Origin of the sequence: Serratia sp. CY37869, assembly GCF_052168895.1 — a bacterium.
Lineage (GTDB): Bacteria > Pseudomonadota > Gammaproteobacteria > Enterobacterales > Enterobacteriaceae > Serratia > Serratia ureilytica.
In genome coordinates, this window is sequence record NZ_JBJNLU010000002.1 from 56,728 (window position 1) to 71,247 (window position 14,520).

15 protein-coding genes and 1 tRNA gene are annotated in these 14,520 nt (G+C 59.5%); 8 read left to right on the forward strand and 8 right to left on the reverse strand.

Annotated elements, in window-relative coordinates:
- Positions 1-19: 19 nt before the first annotated feature.
- The 5 genes from proB (at position 20) to ACJ8J1_RS10480 (ending at position 4,342) form a co-directional block, all read left to right on the forward strand.
- Entirely contained in the window at positions 20-1,123 is a 1,104-nt protein-coding gene (gene proB / locus ACJ8J1_RS10460; protein ID WP_033641982.1) for a glutamate 5-kinase, read from the forward strand.
- A gap of 9 nt (positions 1,124-1,132) precedes the next feature.
- Positions 1,133-2,386: a glutamate-5-semialdehyde dehydrogenase gene (gene proA / locus ACJ8J1_RS10465; protein ID WP_033641983.1), complete on the forward strand. Its 1,254-nt coding sequence runs from the start codon at positions 1,133-1,135 to the stop codon at positions 2,384-2,386.
- Between the two features lie 190 nt (positions 2,387-2,576).
- A tRNA-Thr gene (locus ACJ8J1_RS10470) sits at positions 2,577-2,652 on the forward strand.
- Positions 2,653-2,914: 262 nt separating this feature from the next.
- A complete protein-coding gene (locus ACJ8J1_RS10475) occupies positions 2,915-3,694 on the forward strand; it encodes an alpha/beta hydrolase (protein ID WP_033641984.1) in 780 nt (259 codons plus the stop codon).
- A 429-nt stretch (positions 3,695-4,123) separates the two neighbouring features.
- Positions 4,124-4,342 carry a TM2 domain-containing protein gene (locus ACJ8J1_RS10480; RefSeq protein WP_033641985.1) on the forward strand — a complete coding sequence of 73 codons (219 nt, stop codon included), beginning with the start codon at positions 4,124-4,126 and terminating at the stop codon, positions 4,340-4,342.
- A 50-nt stretch (positions 4,343-4,392) separates the two neighbouring features.
- Here ACJ8J1_RS10480 and ACJ8J1_RS10485 read toward each other — a convergent pair whose 3' ends face one another.
- Positions 4,393-4,926 (reverse strand): hypothetical protein, encoded by a 534-nt coding sequence (locus ACJ8J1_RS10485; RefSeq protein ID WP_033641986.1) that lies wholly within the window; start codon positions 4,924-4,926, stop codon positions 4,393-4,395.
- A gap of 502 nt (positions 4,927-5,428) precedes the next feature.
- Between ACJ8J1_RS10485 and ACJ8J1_RS10490 the strand changes: the two genes are divergently transcribed.
- The gene (locus ACJ8J1_RS10490) at positions 5,429-6,526 is read left to right on the forward strand and encodes a hypothetical protein (RefSeq protein WP_033641987.1); all 1,098 of its coding nucleotides are present in this window, start codon (positions 5,429-5,431) and stop codon (positions 6,524-6,526) included.
- A 3-nt stretch (positions 6,527-6,529) separates the two neighbouring features.
- Here ACJ8J1_RS10490 and ACJ8J1_RS10495 read toward each other — a convergent pair whose 3' ends face one another.
- The 5 genes from ACJ8J1_RS10495 to ACJ8J1_RS10515 form a co-directional block, all read right to left on the reverse strand.
- Positions 6,530-7,234 carry a hypothetical protein gene (locus ACJ8J1_RS10495; protein WP_033641988.1) on the reverse strand — a complete coding sequence of 235 codons (705 nt, stop codon included), beginning with the start codon at positions 7,232-7,234 and terminating at the stop codon, positions 6,530-6,532.
- Positions 7,235-7,250: 16 nt separating this feature from the next.
- Positions 7,251-8,426, reverse strand: coding sequence for a hypothetical protein (locus ACJ8J1_RS10500; protein ID WP_033641989.1), 1,176 nt, complete (start codon positions 8,424-8,426; stop codon positions 7,251-7,253).
- Complete coding sequence (locus ACJ8J1_RS10505; RefSeq protein WP_033641990.1) at positions 8,423-9,709, reverse strand: hypothetical protein; 1,287 nt, start codon at positions 9,707-9,709, stop codon at positions 8,423-8,425. The genes ACJ8J1_RS10500 and ACJ8J1_RS10505 overlap by 4 nt, the downstream gene beginning before the upstream one ends.
- Before the next feature lie 53 nt (positions 9,710-9,762).
- The gene (cybB, locus tag ACJ8J1_RS10510) at positions 9,763-10,287 is read right to left on the reverse strand and encodes a cytochrome b561 (RefSeq protein WP_033644201.1); all 525 of its coding nucleotides are present in this window, start codon (positions 10,285-10,287) and stop codon (positions 9,763-9,765) included.
- Positions 10,288-10,556: 269 nt separating this feature from the next.
- A complete protein-coding gene (locus ACJ8J1_RS10515) occupies positions 10,557-12,158 on the reverse strand; it encodes an ABC transporter substrate-binding protein (RefSeq protein ID WP_033641991.1) in 1,602 nt (533 codons plus the stop codon).
- A gap of 174 nt (positions 12,159-12,332) precedes the next feature.
- On the opposite strand from ACJ8J1_RS10515, the gene ACJ8J1_RS10520 reads away from it, so the two are divergent.
- Positions 12,333-12,914: a flavin reductase family protein gene (locus tag ACJ8J1_RS10520; RefSeq protein ID WP_033641194.1), complete on the forward strand. Its 582-nt coding sequence runs from the start codon at positions 12,333-12,335 to the stop codon at positions 12,912-12,914.
- Here the strand turns inward: ACJ8J1_RS10520 and ACJ8J1_RS10525 are convergent.
- Positions 12,911-13,291 (reverse strand): winged helix-turn-helix transcriptional regulator, encoded by a 381-nt coding sequence (locus ACJ8J1_RS10525; RefSeq protein WP_033641992.1) that lies wholly within the window; start codon positions 13,289-13,291, stop codon positions 12,911-12,913. The two genes, ACJ8J1_RS10520 and ACJ8J1_RS10525, sit on opposite strands and share 4 nt — an antisense overlap.
- An 84-nt stretch (positions 13,292-13,375) precedes the next feature.
- Here ACJ8J1_RS10525 and ACJ8J1_RS10530 point away from each other — a divergent pair, with 84 nt between their 5' ends.
- On the forward strand, positions 13,376-14,143 hold the full coding sequence (locus ACJ8J1_RS10530; protein ID WP_033641994.1) for an NAD(P)H-dependent oxidoreductase: 768 nt from the start codon (positions 13,376-13,378) through the stop codon (positions 14,141-14,143).
- On the opposite strand, the gene ACJ8J1_RS10535 is transcribed toward ACJ8J1_RS10530, so the two are convergent.
- The gene (locus ACJ8J1_RS10535) at positions 14,140-14,388 is read right to left on the reverse strand and encodes a hypothetical protein (protein WP_033641995.1); all 249 of its coding nucleotides are present in this window, start codon (positions 14,386-14,388) and stop codon (positions 14,140-14,142) included. The two genes, ACJ8J1_RS10530 and ACJ8J1_RS10535, sit on opposite strands and share 4 nt — an antisense overlap.
- Positions 14,389-14,520 lie beyond the last annotated feature (132 nt).

Here is a 14,520-nt window from a genome sequence, read left to right on the forward strand (position 1 = left end):
TACACACGGCAGAAATACTATGAACGGCAGCCAGACATTGGTTGTGAAATTGGGCACCAGCGTGTTGACCGGCGGATCGCTGCGTCTGAACCGCGCCCACATCGTCGAATTGGTGCGCCAATGTGCGCAGCAACACGCCGCGGGCCACCGCATTGTCATCGTCACTTCCGGCGCCATCGCCGCCGGGCGCGAACACCTGGGCTACCCCGAGCTGCCCGCCACCATCGCTTCCAAGCAGCTGCTGGCAGCGGTGGGGCAGAGCCGGCTGATCCAGCTGTGGGAACAGCTGTTCTCCATTTACGGTATCCACGTCGGGCAGATGCTGCTGACGCGCGCCGATCTGGAAGACCGCGAGCGCTTCCTCAACGCGCGCGACACCATGACGGCGCTGCTGGACAACCGCATCGTGCCGGTAATCAATGAGAACGACGCCGTCGCCACCGCCGAAATCAAGGTGGGCGACAACGATAACCTGTCGGCGCTGGCGGCCATTCTGGCCGGGGCCGACAAACTGCTGCTGCTGACCGATCAGCAGGGCCTCTACACCGCCGATCCGCGCAACAACCCGCAGGCCGAACTGATCCGTGAAGTGCACGGCATCGACGACGCGCTGCGCGCCATCGCCGGCGACAGCGTCTCCGGTCTGGGCACCGGCGGCATGGGCACCAAGCTGCAGGCGGCCGACGTGGCCTGCCGCGCCGGCATCGACGTGGTGATCGCCGCGGGCAGCAAGCCGGGCGTGGTGGCGGACGTGATCGAAGGCAAACCGGTGGGCACCCGTTTCCACGCGTTGGAAACCCCGCTGGAAAACCGCAAGCGCTGGATCTTTGGCGCGCCACCGGCCGGTGAGATCACCGTCGACGACGGCGCGGTGGAAGCGATGATGGCGCGCGGCAGCTCGCTGTTGCCAAAGGGCATCCGCGAAGTGAAGGGCGACTTCTCGCGCGGCGAAGTGATCCGTATCCGCAACCTGATGGGGCGCGATCTGGCGCACGGCGTCAGCCGCTACAACAGCGACGCGATGCGCATGATCGCCGGGCACCACTCGCAGGAAATCAGCGAGATCCTCGGTTATGAATACGGTCCGGTGGCAGTGCACCGCGACGATATGATTGTCAGTTAAGGAGAGAGCATGCTGGAGCAGATGGGGAAGGCCGCCAAGCAGGCCTCCTGGCAGCTGGCGGTACTGAGCACGGCGAAGAAGAATCAGGTGCTGTCGGTGATGGCCGACAGGCTGGAAGCCAACAGTGAAGCGATCCTGCTGGCGAATGAACAAGACATGGCGCAGGCGCGCGCCACCGGCATGAGCGAAGCGCTGCTCGATCGCCTGTTGCTGACCCCGGCGCGGCTGGCGGCGATCGCCAACGACGTGCGCCAGGTGTGCCGCCTGAACGATCCGGTCGGCCACGTGCTGGACGGCAACCTGCTGGACAGCGGGCTGAAGCTGGAGCGCCGGCGGGTGCCGCTCGGCGTGATCGGCGTGATTTACGAGGCGCGGCCGAACGTCACCATCGACGTCGCCAGCCTGTGCCTGAAAACCGGCAACGCAGTGATCCTGCGCGGCGGTAAAGAGACGCATAACACCAACCAGGCGACGGTGAAAGTGATCCAGCAGGCGTTGGAACAGTGTGGCCTGCCGGCGGCGGCGGTGCAGGCGATCGACAGCCCGGATCGCGCGCTGGTGAACGAACTGCTGCGCCTGGATCGCTACGTCGACATGCTGATCCCGCGCGGCGGCGCCGGCCTGCACAAGCTGTGCCGCGAGCAATCGACCATCCCGGTGATCACCGGCGGCATCGGCGTGTGCCACACCTACGTGGATGCCGATGTCGACTTCGACAAGGCGCTGACGGTGATTGAAAACGCCAAGATCCAGCGCCCAAGCGCCTGTAACTCGCTGGAGACGCTGCTGGTGAACCGCAGCATCGCCGCCGAGTTCCTGCCGGCGCTGAGCGCCAAAATGGCGGCGGCGGGCGTGACGCTGCACGCGGCGGAAAACGCGCTGCCGCTGCTGCAGGGCGGCCCGGCGACGGTGGTGCCGGTGAACGCGGAGGATTACGACGACGAATGGCTGTCGCTGGATCTGAACGTATCGCTGGTGGACGATATCGATCAGGCCATCGACCACATCCGCACTCACGGCACCAACCACTCCGACGCGATCCTCACCCGCTCGCTGAGCAGCGCCGAGCACTTCGTGCGCGCGGTGGACTCCTCGGCGGTGTACGTCAACGCCAGCACCCGCTTCACCGACGGCGGCCAGTTCGGCCTGGGCGCGGAAGTGGCGGTGAGCACCCAGAAACTGCACGCCCGCGGCCCGATGGGCCTGGACGCGCTGACCACCTACAAGTGGATCGGCTACGGCGACGATCTGGTGCGCAGCTAAGGCCGCATTGCGGTCATAAAGAGGTCAGGGCGCAGCGGGCTGCGCCCTGATTGTTTTTGGAAAAGGGGGACTGCACGACAGTCTGGTTGCTTGCAAAACAACCAAACGCCCCGGCGGCTATTGACTCATTTCGCGCGCAGGTCTACCTTGTTCAACGCACTTCCGGCTTGCCCCGCAGGCCCGGCTCGATGCCGATATAGCTCAGTTGGTAGAGCAGCGCATTCGTAATGCGAAGGTCGTAGGTTCGACTCCTATTATCGGCACCATTTCAAGTTTCACTGCCTTCCTTAGTAAAAATACGCAGCACTGGCGTCTGCAACGCTTGCGGTTGATATTTCTGCTTATCGCTATGTGGCAATATGCTGCAAGGTATAATACAAACGTGTTTGTTTAATCATTCACACAACCAGCAAGCGTCGTAAGCAGAATAATACGTTGCTACGGTTGAACCTCACCGTCTTTTCTTATCTGGGAAAAGACATTATCGCCAATGTTAAATCACTGGCTTATTTATAAAGTGAGGTTGTTATGCGTGGATGTTTGATTTCAAGAACGAAGGACTTTAACTTTAATGGTCAACGTTATAGGGTTTTTATTGCTCATGACAAGCAAGCGCATGGCGATTTAAAAGCGCTTTACTTTCTCGATGCCAATACTCAATTCTCCAAGCTGACCGAACGCCATCAGAGTAGAAACAACGACAATATTCTTTATGTGGGCATCGGCTATCAGGATGGGGTGGATATACTAAAAGCAAGAACCCGCGACTATACGGTTCCCTCTGATGATAAAGAGTTTATTGACGGTGGCGGAGCGCCGGCATTTTATCAGTTTATCACCGCATGCGTTAAGCCCTGGGTTGAGTCACGCTACTCAATCAATACAGACAAACAAACGCTGGCAGGTCATTCACATGGCGGGCATTTTGTACTTTATACGCTGTTGAACCATCCTGACGCGTTTCAAAATTATCTAGCGGCCAGTCCATCGATCTGGTGGGGGAATGGGGCGTTGCTTCCTGATGGCAAGTTAACAATCGCTGAAAGCGTTAATAAAATAACCCTGATGATTGGCGAGTATGAAGAAAAGGTTCATCCGCAAAGTAATGAAACTGAAAGAGGGCGGGTGACCAGAATTAATGCAACACCCAAATTGCGAGTCAGGCATCTGGCAAAAAAACTGATCGAAGATGAGCAACGCTGTGATTTTATTTTCTGCTCAGGGCGTCGTCACCAAGGGGTCATCAAGGATTATGCACTGATGGCGAATGCGATTGCGGCGCATAATACTCAAAGTGATGGGCTTTAGCGTCGTGATATAATCATTTTTTGAACACCTGCAAGTGAGCTGCTATTAATCGTCTGCAGGCATTCACCAGGGAAACTAAAAATTATAACGATATGCCGATATCAGGCAATGAAAATCTGTTTTAACCTTATCTCTTACAATGACGGCTGCGGGATAATTTTCGCTCATCTATTATGCCGACGAGCTCCTGCGAGCGTGCGTGTTTTTTTGAGCCGAAACCGAGTATCTGTAGCCTCACTTTCCATGCATCCCCCTGCTTATCCTTTCGCCGGTTAAACAACCGTTTAATTAATCGCTGTTATAATTACCCCTGTTGAGCCTTGATGGATGAATGTTTTCCTCCTCAAGCATTGCGATGCGGCGCTCTGTGGAGCGGCATCCGTTTTTAGGCATGCCGGTGGTTCGGTGAGAAGTTAGGAGAAGTGAACTATGAGCAGAAAAGACAAGCTCGCGGCGGCCCTGTTGGCCATCTTCCTGGGCGGACTGGGCATTCACAAGTTTTACTTAGGGATGAAGTGGTGGGGGCTGTTCTACCTGCTGTTCTGCTGGACGGGGATCCCATCGATTGTCGGCTTTATCGAAGGCATTATTTATCTGTTCCAATCGGAAGAGAAGTTCAACCAGAAATACAATCCTGGTCTGATTTAAGGTTTTTTTGACGGCGCTTCCTGTTGCGGGAAGCGCCGTTTTTTATTCCGTTACTGTTTCTTCATCATCATCTTGCCGCGCATCTCTTTGCTCATCATTTTATTCGAGCTGGAGATCACGCAGTTATATTGCTTGCCTTGGTTAATGATCATAAAGGTGCTGACCGGATTTTTAAAATCCTTGTCGATGGTGAAATAAATATAGGCCTGCGGTAGTGCAGCCGGTTTAAAGGCGCCGAAGGCATACATATCCGCCAGGCCCAGCGCAGAGAGATCGACCGTCAGCTCCATGGGTTTCATGGAATCCGGCGATGGGAACATCGACTTGGCCGACATCATCATAGTGCTGCTGTTGATGGTGTAATCGGTTTTGACCTTCATGCCCATATATTTCGATTCCGGCATGGAAAGTTCTTTTTGGCAGGCGGCGTCGTGCTGCGGCGCCGGGCTGCCGTTTTCCATCACGGCGTGCACGTGTTCCAGCATCACTTCCGCGTTGCCGGTGGTAGGCTGCGCATCGGCAGCGTAAGCCGCGCCGCTGAAGGCGGCTACAGAGGTAAGGATAATGCCCGTAACGATTTTCATTGTCGGTCTCCGGAATGCTAATAATGATATTAATTGCGGTGTGTAGCCTATTGGCCTGATAAAACGCAAAGTGACCCGTTCCGTGGAGATAAAATATCCTCGGAATATTGCTGGAAAAGAGTTTTTCTTCCTCGCGGTAAGCAAGGTGGTGTTAATTTTTTAAGCGCCTGTCTGATTTTTTATTCGGTATTTTTTCCTGCATATAAATAGTATGTCTAAACATAGTCAATGTTTAGAATATGTACAAATTATTGCGATTTTTTTCCTCGTTACGCTTTCTGTTTCTTAAGCGAGCAATAAATATTTATTGAGATACAGAGGGTTATGTTTTTATGTTGGAATCACGCAGTGAAGCATTATTTATGTGATCTTCATAGTCACAGAAATAACGCTGAAATTATTACCTTTCTATTTAACGGCTAATTATTCATGGCATAGGCTTCAACCCCACTAACCGCCTGAGCTAGAATCAGGCGGTTTTCTCTTCGAAAAGGATATCGCCATGGCCGCCTGGGCGCTTTTGATCGTCGGTTGGTTATTGATTTGGCAGGATCACTCGGTTTGGGGTGTGCTGTGCATCGCGCTGTTTGCCGTGCTGCAATGGGCGAAGCGCGCCGCTAAAAGCGGGCAAGAACCCGAAGAGGCGACAGAGTGGCGTAAGACCGACTGGCGTTCGCAGCCGATTGAGATGGCGCACGCCGGCGACAGCGACCGGCAGATTGGCGGCGTGGGGGAACTGGGCATGGGCGGCCCCAGCTTTTGGACGCTGCTGCTGCGCGACGGGGCGATTGTGCATGGCGCCTGTGCCGCGCCGCAGGACGTGGACGATGGCAAGCTGCGCCTGATACCGACCCGCAGCCGCGAGGGAGAGGAGCTGACGGTATACGAGCCCGCCGCCCGGGCGATGTATGCGCTGCCTGCGTTGACCGATCGCGAGCTGGGAGCCTTGGCCGCCGGTTCCGTTGAGGCGTTGGTGCGGCTGCGGGCGACGTGTCGGCAGGTGGAAGCCACGCCGTTGCACCTTGTGCGCGGTCTGTGGGTGCCGCAGTGGGTAGCGGATCCGGCGGATCGGCTGGAGATCACGTTGCCCAGCGGCCGCGTGCTGGCGGCGCGCGCGATGTTGCCGGCGGATCTGCGCCAGGCGGACGATCCTGCCGCGCTGCTGCACACGCCGCCTTATGAACTGTTGTTGGATAACAGGCCGACCGATCGCTTCGTGCGCGATCTCGAACGCGTGGCGGAATCCCCGTCGGGTGACGGTTTGAGCGTCGGCGGCTGCCAGTTCCGCGGCGAGCATATCGTCGATGGCCTATACCATCTCTACTTCGCCGGCGAGTGGTTCAGCCTGCTCTCTTATGCGCATAAACCGGCGGGCGGGCGCGGTTCGGACACCACCTTTTTCGTCGAGCGGGTCGAGCCGCAAGACGGCGGGGTGTTTGTGATTGAATGGGATGCCTACAGCGTGGGGCCAGGCGGGCGTGAGCCGCGCGTGCCGGCCCCGCCGGTATTGGTTATCGCGGTAAGTTGGCAGGAAACGCCGCTGCAGTTGCCAACGGCCAACAACCGCGTGACCGTGCGTTTGCCCAACGCCACGGCGTAAGGCTTAGGGCAGCACCCTGACTTCGCCGTCGTGCAAGGTCAGCACCGCGATCGGGCTGCCGGAGAAGCACTCCCTAAAGATCCAGTCGCTGGGCCGAAACGCCGCCGCAGGCAGCCCGGCCTGCCACTCCTCCCACTGCGGGGCCGGCCGATCCGGCGGCAACAAGAAGGTGACCAGCCAACCGGCTTCGCAGTGCACCCTTTGGCCGCTCGGGCGGGTAAAGGTGTGCGCGCTCGCCAGCTCCATCACCGGCGGTAAAACCTCGAAGGCGATGATCGGCACGCCGGCTACGCTCTGTGGCTGAGGAAAACGCACGGCGGTCACGCCGTTCATCGTGATAGGGCTGTCTTCGGTGCCGGGCAGGCGTGGATCCTGGCGGTTTACCCAACTGCCTTTCGGCAGCGTCGTTTCACCGAACGGCTTTGCCTCGTCGAGCGTCAGGTAGCTGCGTTGATTCCAACGAGCTTCCGCCCGCTGGCTCTTGATGTCCTGGATGGCAATGTCGATCAGCATCAGCGCGAACGCCACCGGGTAGATCGCCAGCGCCGAGGCCAACAGATAGCCGCCCCAGGAGAGCGGCGGTCGCGGTCGGCCGCAGCGGGCGGCGATGTAGCGCCGGCCCCACCAGGCGATCAGGATGCCGGCGAGCAGCAGGGCCAACAACAGCGCCAGCAATCCTGCGGCGCCGGCGCCATAGCCTAACAGCATGGCAAGTTCCTTCTGTTCATGGCGTAGTGGAACGATAGCGAACGAAGTAGGGCAGTGGCGGGGTCTTCCCGTCATCGCCATAGTGGCTTTCCGGTTCGATCACGGTTTGGCGTGCGTCGTCGCGCCCGTTGTAGCGGTACTCCAACGGCTGTCGGTAGCGCACGTCGGATGAGCGCAGATCGAAAATCAGCGAAAGACGCGCATCGCCGTTATCCGTTTGGGAGACCAGCTTGTCGTTGCCCGCCCACAGCTGATACAGCGATTTATCGCCGTTTTCCAACAGTACCGCCAACTGCCCGTCGGATTGATAACGCAGGAGCTGATACAGCCCTCTGTCCAGCGTTTGGGCGATCAGGTAGATGCCGCCATCCGGAGCCTGCGCGCTTTCCTTCACGCGCACCGTTAGCCAATGCAGTTCGGCCACCTCGCCGGTTTTGCCGTTAACGGCGATGTGCAGGGCGCCGGAACCGAGCACCGGGTTCATCCAGAACAGCACGCGATCGCCATCAACGGCGGTAAAGATCTCGGGCATGGATTTGCGCTTACCGGCGGCGTTAGCCGTCGGTGAGTCCTCCTCGCCGCGCTCAAAGCCCAGCAGCTGCCGCGCGTCCAGCTGTGCCGGCAGATCCAGCGTTTGCCGCCAATGGGCGCCAAAGTCCGGGCTGTAGAATACGCCTTCGGTGCTGATGAAATACAGCGCGCGTTGCCCCGGCAGCGCCACCAGTTTGCCGCCGATAAAGGAAGGCAGGTTGTCGTCACCCTCCGGCCAGGGGATCAGCGCCCCGAGGGTGCCACGTTGCACATCGACCAGCCGGCGCCCTTTGGACAGAAAAAGCACGCACTCCTGCTCGACGCAAACTGCATCGTAGATCAACTCGTCGAGTTGCCCCAGCATCTGCAACCCCTTCGGGCCGGTGAATAACACCTGGCTGAGGTAGTTTGCCGCCCAGCCGTAAAAGCTATTGTAAGCCCCGCGTTCGCTCCTTTTGCTGATGAGCAGCAGAGCGCCGTTCTGCGCCGGGTAGCTGTGGATGAGATCGTAACGGGCTATCGTCGGCAACGCCTCGTCGCTCTGGGTCCATTGCCACTGCGCATAGCGTTGTTCAGGGGCGAGGAAATAGACGCCCAGCGCGCTGGCCAAAAACAGCGTCAGGATAATAAGGGGTCTTTTATAAAGCGCTAGCGTCATCATTTCAGCTCCGTCACCTGTTCCTGCCGCCATAGCCTGCGGCGCAGATTGCGCAGGTATTTGAACGTCTTAAACGTGCGGTGCTGTTCAAAAGCGTAGAGGCGGCAGATCTGGGCGAAGCCCTCGATCAGCAGCGCCAGGCCGCTGACCATCAGCATCATCAGCAGCAGAATCGGCGGCAACTCACTGCCGAGGCGCTTCAGGGTCCAGGCATCCAGGTAAAAGCCCGCTGGGGTATCGGCGTTATCCCACACGATCAGACCGAGCATCAAACACATCATGATCGCGCCCAGGATGAAAACGACACGCGCGCTCAGGTTAAGGCCGGCTTCGGTGAAGTAGCGATTGCCGCCGATGAGATAGGTTTGGTGGTCGCGATGATTGATGATCCCACGTACCGTAGGCAACTCGGGGACGGTGTCGTTCTCGCAGTACAACACCTGCAGCGGATCGCCCTTAGCGATGAAAAGCGGATGCTGCCGACGAAATACCGGATGCAGTTTGGTCGTGGGGACGTTGAGCGCGCGGGTCGTCACCGCGAAGTGCGTCTCGTTCTGACGCCACGCGTAAGTGTCCAAATACTGCACCTGCCGCGGGATCTCATAGTGGCGAAGTTCGTAGCTCAGGGCGTTGACCGTCTCGATGCCGGAGGCCTCGACGCCGTCAGGAAGGGGAAGTGCGGTCTGCAGCGGTGCGGTCGTCGGCACGGCGTCTTTGCGGACGGCCCGGTATCTGATGCCGGGGATTTTCAGGCTGAGCGAATCGGGCGGCGTGACGTCTTGCCCCAGCAGCACGCGATCCAGCGCCCGGAGCAGGCGCCTGCGGCCGCGGTGCCCGATCAGCAGAAGCTCCGAACCGACGAACAGCACTATGCCGATGCCGATAAGGCCGGCGATGATGGCGATAAAGAACAGGACAATGGTCAGCCAGGAGTCTTCCCGGTCCATGATGAAAAAGGCGGCCGGGAAGCCACCGGCCAGCGCCGCGCCCAGCACCAGCAGGGCGAAGTATTTCAGCTTGTATTTAAGCGTTCTGTCGGGTTCCAGCCGGCCTTTCGTGCCGTGCAGCAGCCAGTGCAGCCAGTAGCTGCCGTCACGCAGGCGGTGAGCGCCGATCTTCACCCGATCGCCGGCGGCGAGCGTGGCCAGCAGATTTTCGCTGTCGCTGAAGTCGTCACGGTAAAAAAAGAACGTCTGGCCGGAGGCGATGATCCTCACCAGATTGTCGGGCGCCGTCTGTTGGCTGGCGCATTGTTCGACGGTCACATTAAAAAATTGGGTTTGCATGTCATTCCCTGTCAGCGGGCGTGGCCCGAAAATTCATCCCTGGCGCCGGGTATTCAGCGTTTTTTCATCAATGGCAGCATGCGCACCAGCGCATTGTCCTTGACGATGTAGTGATGGAACAGCGCGGCGGCGGCATGCAGGCCGATCAGCCAGTAGCCGAATAAGGCCAGCGTTTTATGCCAGCCGATAATCATCCGCGCCTGCGGCCGATCGGCCACGTCGGTGAACGGCATCGACAGGCCGAACAGATACCACTCCTTGCCGCCCAGATAGCGCGAATACACCCCCAGCACTGGCAGCGTCAGCAGCAGCAGATAAATCAGGGTATGCGTCAGGTGCGCCATGCCGGTTTGCCACTTCGGCGGTTTGGGCACGATGGCGGGCGAGGCGTGGCGCCGACGCAGGAGCAGGCGGGCCAGCATCAGCACAAACACCGTCACGCCGCTGCTGAAGTGGGTGACAACCAGCGCGTACCACGGTGCGCTGCCCGGTTCGGCAAAGCCCCGCAGCTCGATGGTGACGCAGGTGATGACCAGCAGGATCGCCACCAGCCAGTGCAGGCGAATTTGCCACGGCATGTAGGTGTTCTGCACCGGGTTACCTTTTGATGTTAAAGGGTCTGTGCGCCGATGGTAACGAAATGTTACATCGGAGGAAAGCGCGTGCGCGCAATTTAGGCAAAACGCCAGGCTCAACTCACTTATTAAGCGATTGGTTTAGTGGGGTATGCGCCAGGCGGTAGAGGGGCATCGTAAGTTGAGAAGCTAATGGACGACAGTTTCAGAGGCTGGCAGCTTATTAAGCGATGAAGCGGATTACGCCGCAGCCCTCGCTGCGGCGCCTGGGATCAGTTCAATTTGGCCTTGGCGAAATCGCTGCCGTTCACGTCCACCACGTAGCCGCTCAGGTTGCTGCGGGTGGCGTAGAATACTTTGCCGGTGGCCAGCGGCAGCCACGGCGCCTGTTTGGCGAAGATCACCTGCGCCTGTTGGTACAGCTTGGCGCGCGCCTGCGGCTGGTTCTCCTGGATCGCCTGCTGGATCAGCCGGTCGTAATCCTTATCGCACCAGCGCGCCACGTTGGCGCCGCTCTGCACCCCGGCACAGCCGAGCAGGGTGGCGAAGTTGTCCGGATCGCCGTTGTCCGATACCCAGCCGTACAGCGCGCTCTGCTGCTCGCCTTTGCGCAGCCCGGCCAGATACTGGCCCCACTCCCAGGTGACGATCTTGGCCTTCACGCCCACCTTCGCCCAGTCGCTCTGGATCATCTCGGCGATGCGCTTCGAGTTCGGGTTGTAAGGGCGCTGTACCGGCATCGACCAGATGTCGGTCTCAAAGCCCTGCTCCAGCCCGGCTTGCTTCAGCAGCTCGCGCGCCTTCTGCGGATCGTAGGCGTACTCCGGCAGTTTATCGTTGTAGCCCAGCATGCCCGGCGGCAGCAGCGAATTGGCCGGCGTGCCGCTGTCTTTGAACACCGCGGCGACGATCGCTTTCTTGTCCACCGCATAGCTCAACGCCTGGCGCACCAGCAGGTTGTCGAACGGTTTTTTCTGGGTGTTGAACGCCAGATAGCCGACGTTCAGCCCGGTAATGTCGTGCAACTGCAGGTTGCCGTCGGCCTTGATGGCGGCGAACTGTTCCGGCAGCGGCGCGGGGATGATCTGGCATTCGTTGGTTTTCAGCTTGGCCAGCCGGGTTTGCGGATCCGGCGTGATGGAGAAGATGAGGTGCTTGCTGGCCACTTCGCCCTGCCAGTAGTGCGGGTTGGCGATGTAGCGGATCAGCGAATCCTGCTTGTACTGTTGCAGCGCAAACGGCCCGGTGCCGATCGGCCAGTTGTCGACGTATTCCGGCGTGCCCTTTTTCAGCATCGCGTCGGCGTACTCGGCGGACAGGATCGAGGCGAAATCCATCGCCCAGTCGGCGACGAAGGCGGCGTTGGGCTGGCTCAGCGTGAAGCGCACGTGGTGTTCGTCCACCGCTTCCACCTTGGTGATCAGCTTATCCAGACCCATGTCGGTGAAGTATTCATAGTTGCCGCCGGAGACCTTGTGATACGGGTTGGCCGGATCCTTCTGCCGCATCACGGTGAACACCACGTCTTCGGCGTTGAAGTCGCGCGTTGGGGTGAAGTATTTGTTGCTGTTGAATTTTACCCCCTGGCGCAGGGTAAAGGTGTAGGTCTTGCCGTCCGGGCTGACGCTCCACTCGGTGGCCAGCGACGGGGCGGGCGTTTTATCGCTTTCGCGCAGCGTCACCAAGCGGTTGTACAGCACCTGCGAGGTGGCGATAAAGGTCGGCCCGGAGCTGGAGAGCTGCGGGTTGAACGATTCCGGCGAGGCAACGGTGCAGTACACCAGCGCATCGGAAGCGGCCAGCGCGCCGCCCGCCGACAGCAGGCCGCAGCCGGCCAGCACCAGCGCGGCGATTGGGTGTTTTAAAAACGTCAAGGCAAGATCCTCAGGTGGAGTGGGCCGTTACCGGCGAATTGATTTAACTATAGATAACGGATGGCGAGACCGGGAACAAGCGTCTCACCTGCGCATTCTGTGCGCCCCGCGTTGCCTGCCTTTACGGCGTAGATCTACACTGCGGAACAATCAGTCACTCGCAAGGATTTCCCGATGAGCCACTTTCGCCCTGTCGCCCTCGAACACGCCAGCCGCCTGCTGAACCACGGCCCGACGGTTTTGATCACCAGCCGCAGCCGCGACGGCGCCAAACGCAACGTGATGGCCGCCGCCTGGTCGATGCCGGTGGAGTTCAGCCCGCCGCGCATCGCCATCGTGGTGGACAAAGGGGCGCACAGCCGGCAAATGATCGAGGAGAGCGGCGCATTCGGCATTTGCGTGCCGGCGGCCATGTTCATCGACGCCACCTACGCGGTCGGCAGCGTATCCGGGCTGGATGACGACAAGTTCGCCCGCTTTCACATCGCCGCAGCGCCGAGCGCTACGCTGCAGGTGCCGCTGATCGAACAGGGGTGCGTGGCGTGGCTGGAGTGCCGCTTATTGCCGGAAAGCGGCGCGCAGGAAAAATACGACACCTGCTTCGGCGAGGTGTTGAGCGCGGCGGCGGACGAGCGGGTGTTCCAGCAAGGGCGCTGGAACTTCACCGCCGCCAATGCGGATCTGCACACCATTCATCATCTGGGGGCGGGCAACTTCGTGCGTAGCGGCGAGACGCTGCGGGCCAAACCGCTTTAATCGGCCTCGCGCCCACGCTCGGCATCATAGCGCTCGCGGGCGGCGTCCAGCTCGGGGAAATGGTATTCCGCCCAGCGGTCCAGCGCCGTCAGCGTCTCGACCAGCGAGCAGGCGACGGCGCTGAGCCGATATTCCACATGTGCCTGATTTTTTTCACTTAAATCCAGCCGCTCGAGCAGCCCGTTGCGTTCCAACTGGCGCAGCGTTTGCGTCAGCACCTTCTGCGAAATGCCGTCGATGCGGCGCAGCAGTTCGCCGTTGCGCATTGGCCGCTGCGCCAGCGCAGGCAGGATCAACATCACCCACTTGCCGGAAATCAGCGCCAGCGCATCGCGCGCGGAGCACTTGCTCGAATAGACGTCGCCGGGATAAGCCATTGGGGGTTACCTTCAGGTGCGTAATTGCCAAGGGGGCGATAAAGCCACAGCATAGCAGCACCACCTTACAACGGGAGAAACAGGATGAACGTGCTGATTGTGCTGGCTCACCCCGAGCCGCATTCCTTCAATGCCCATTTGGCCGAACAGGCGCGGCAGGCCTGCCTGGCGCAGGGGCATCAGGTGAAGACGGTCGATTTGTATCAGGAGGGATTTGATCCGCGCGAGAGCGCCGGCCATTACCCCAGCAGAAAGCAGGCGGACAGATTTGATGCGATGCAGGAGCAGCGCCATCACTGGACGACTCAGGCGCTGCCGGCGGAGATCCGGCGGCATATCGAGCTGCTGCACTGGGCGGATACGCTGGTGTTGCAGTTTCCTTTCTGGTGGTTCGGCGCGCCGGCCATCATCAAAGGCTGGATGGATCGGGTGTTCGTTTACGGCGGGATCTACGACAGCCGCCACCGCCATGAGAACGGCGTAATGCGCGGCAAACGGGCGCTGCTGACCGTCACCGCCGGCGCTTCCGCACAGGCCTGCGCGCCGAACGGGCGTGACGGCGATATGCGGCTGATGCTGTGGCCCATCATGCATGCGTTGCACTATATTGGCTTTAGCGTGCTGGAGCCGTTCCTGGTCTATGGCGTGCGCGGCGGGTTGGCGGGCGAGGCTCTGCAGGCGCAAAATGCCGCGTTGGCGAAGGTGACGCAGGCGTACCGGGACGGTTTGAAGGCGTTTTCCGCCTGGCCGGTGGTGCCGTTCAACCGCAATGAAGATTTTGACGCCGATCTGGCGCTGAAGCCCGGCGCGCCGGTCTACAGTCCGTTCGTGCGGCATTGCGATCCGGATTAGAATCCGGCCTTCAGCAGTTCCTCGCGCAAATCGTCGATAATCGCCGGTTCGATGTCGGGGAACTGCTGCTGAATATCGGCGATGGCTTCGGCCACGCTCGGGCCGGCGAAGGTGCCGGAGAAGGGCAGCAGCGGCAGGTTCGCGTCGCTGTCCGGCAGTTCGCCGCGGATGGTGCCGGTGATCATGCCCGCTTTTTTTTCCGCCGTGAGGTCGTACTCCCCCACGCTTTTGTCGATCGTTTTCATTGGCCGCCTCGCTGTCGGTGAGTGTTTACCCTGTCTGTTAAAGCATAGTGTTTCAGGCAATGAATACCAATCAATGTATATAATATTAATATAAAACAAGGTGATGCGCGTTTTGTCGTTTGACGTTCGCCG

Coding starts and splice junctions, on each gene's coding strand:
- ACJ8J1_RS10525 (WP_033641992.1), bottom strand. CDS start 13,291: ATGGCTTATCCCGGCGACGTCTATTCGAGCAAGTGCTCCGCGCGCGAT.
- ACJ8J1_RS10520 (WP_033641194.1), top strand. CDS start 12,333: ATGAGCCACTTTCGCCCTGTCGCCCTCGAACACGCCAGCCGCCTGCTG.
- cybB (WP_033644201.1), bottom strand. CDS start 10,287: ATGCCGTGGCAAATTCGCCTGCACTGGCTGGTGGCGATCCTGCTGGTC.
- ACJ8J1_RS10530 (WP_033641994.1), top strand. CDS start 13,376: ATGAACGTGCTGATTGTGCTGGCTCACCCCGAGCCGCATTCCTTCAAT.
- ACJ8J1_RS10535 (WP_033641995.1), bottom strand. CDS start 14,388: ATGAAAACGATCGACAAAAGCGTGGGGGAGTACGACCTCACGGCGGAA.
- proA (WP_033641983.1), top strand. CDS start 1,133: ATGCTGGAGCAGATGGGGAAGGCCGCCAAGCAGGCCTCCTGGCAGCTG.
- ACJ8J1_RS10500 (WP_033641989.1), bottom strand. CDS start 8,426: ATGATGACGCTAGCGCTTTATAAAAGACCCCTTATTATCCTGACGCTG.
- ACJ8J1_RS10485 (WP_033641986.1), bottom strand. CDS start 4,926: ATGAAAATCGTTACGGGCATTATCCTTACCTCTGTAGCCGCCTTCAGC.
- ACJ8J1_RS10480 (WP_033641985.1), top strand. CDS start 4,124: ATGAGCAGAAAAGACAAGCTCGCGGCGGCCCTGTTGGCCATCTTCCTG.
- ACJ8J1_RS10475 (WP_033641984.1), top strand. CDS start 2,915: ATGCGTGGATGTTTGATTTCAAGAACGAAGGACTTTAACTTTAATGGT.
- ACJ8J1_RS10490 (WP_033641987.1), top strand. CDS start 5,429: ATGGCCGCCTGGGCGCTTTTGATCGTCGGTTGGTTATTGATTTGGCAG.
- proB (WP_033641982.1), top strand. CDS start 20: ATGAACGGCAGCCAGACATTGGTTGTGAAATTGGGCACCAGCGTGTTG.
- ACJ8J1_RS10495 (WP_033641988.1), bottom strand. CDS start 7,234: ATGCTGTTAGGCTATGGCGCCGGCGCCGCAGGATTGCTGGCGCTGTTG.
- ACJ8J1_RS10505 (WP_033641990.1), bottom strand. CDS start 9,709: ATGCAAACCCAATTTTTTAATGTGACCGTCGAACAATGCGCCAGCCAA.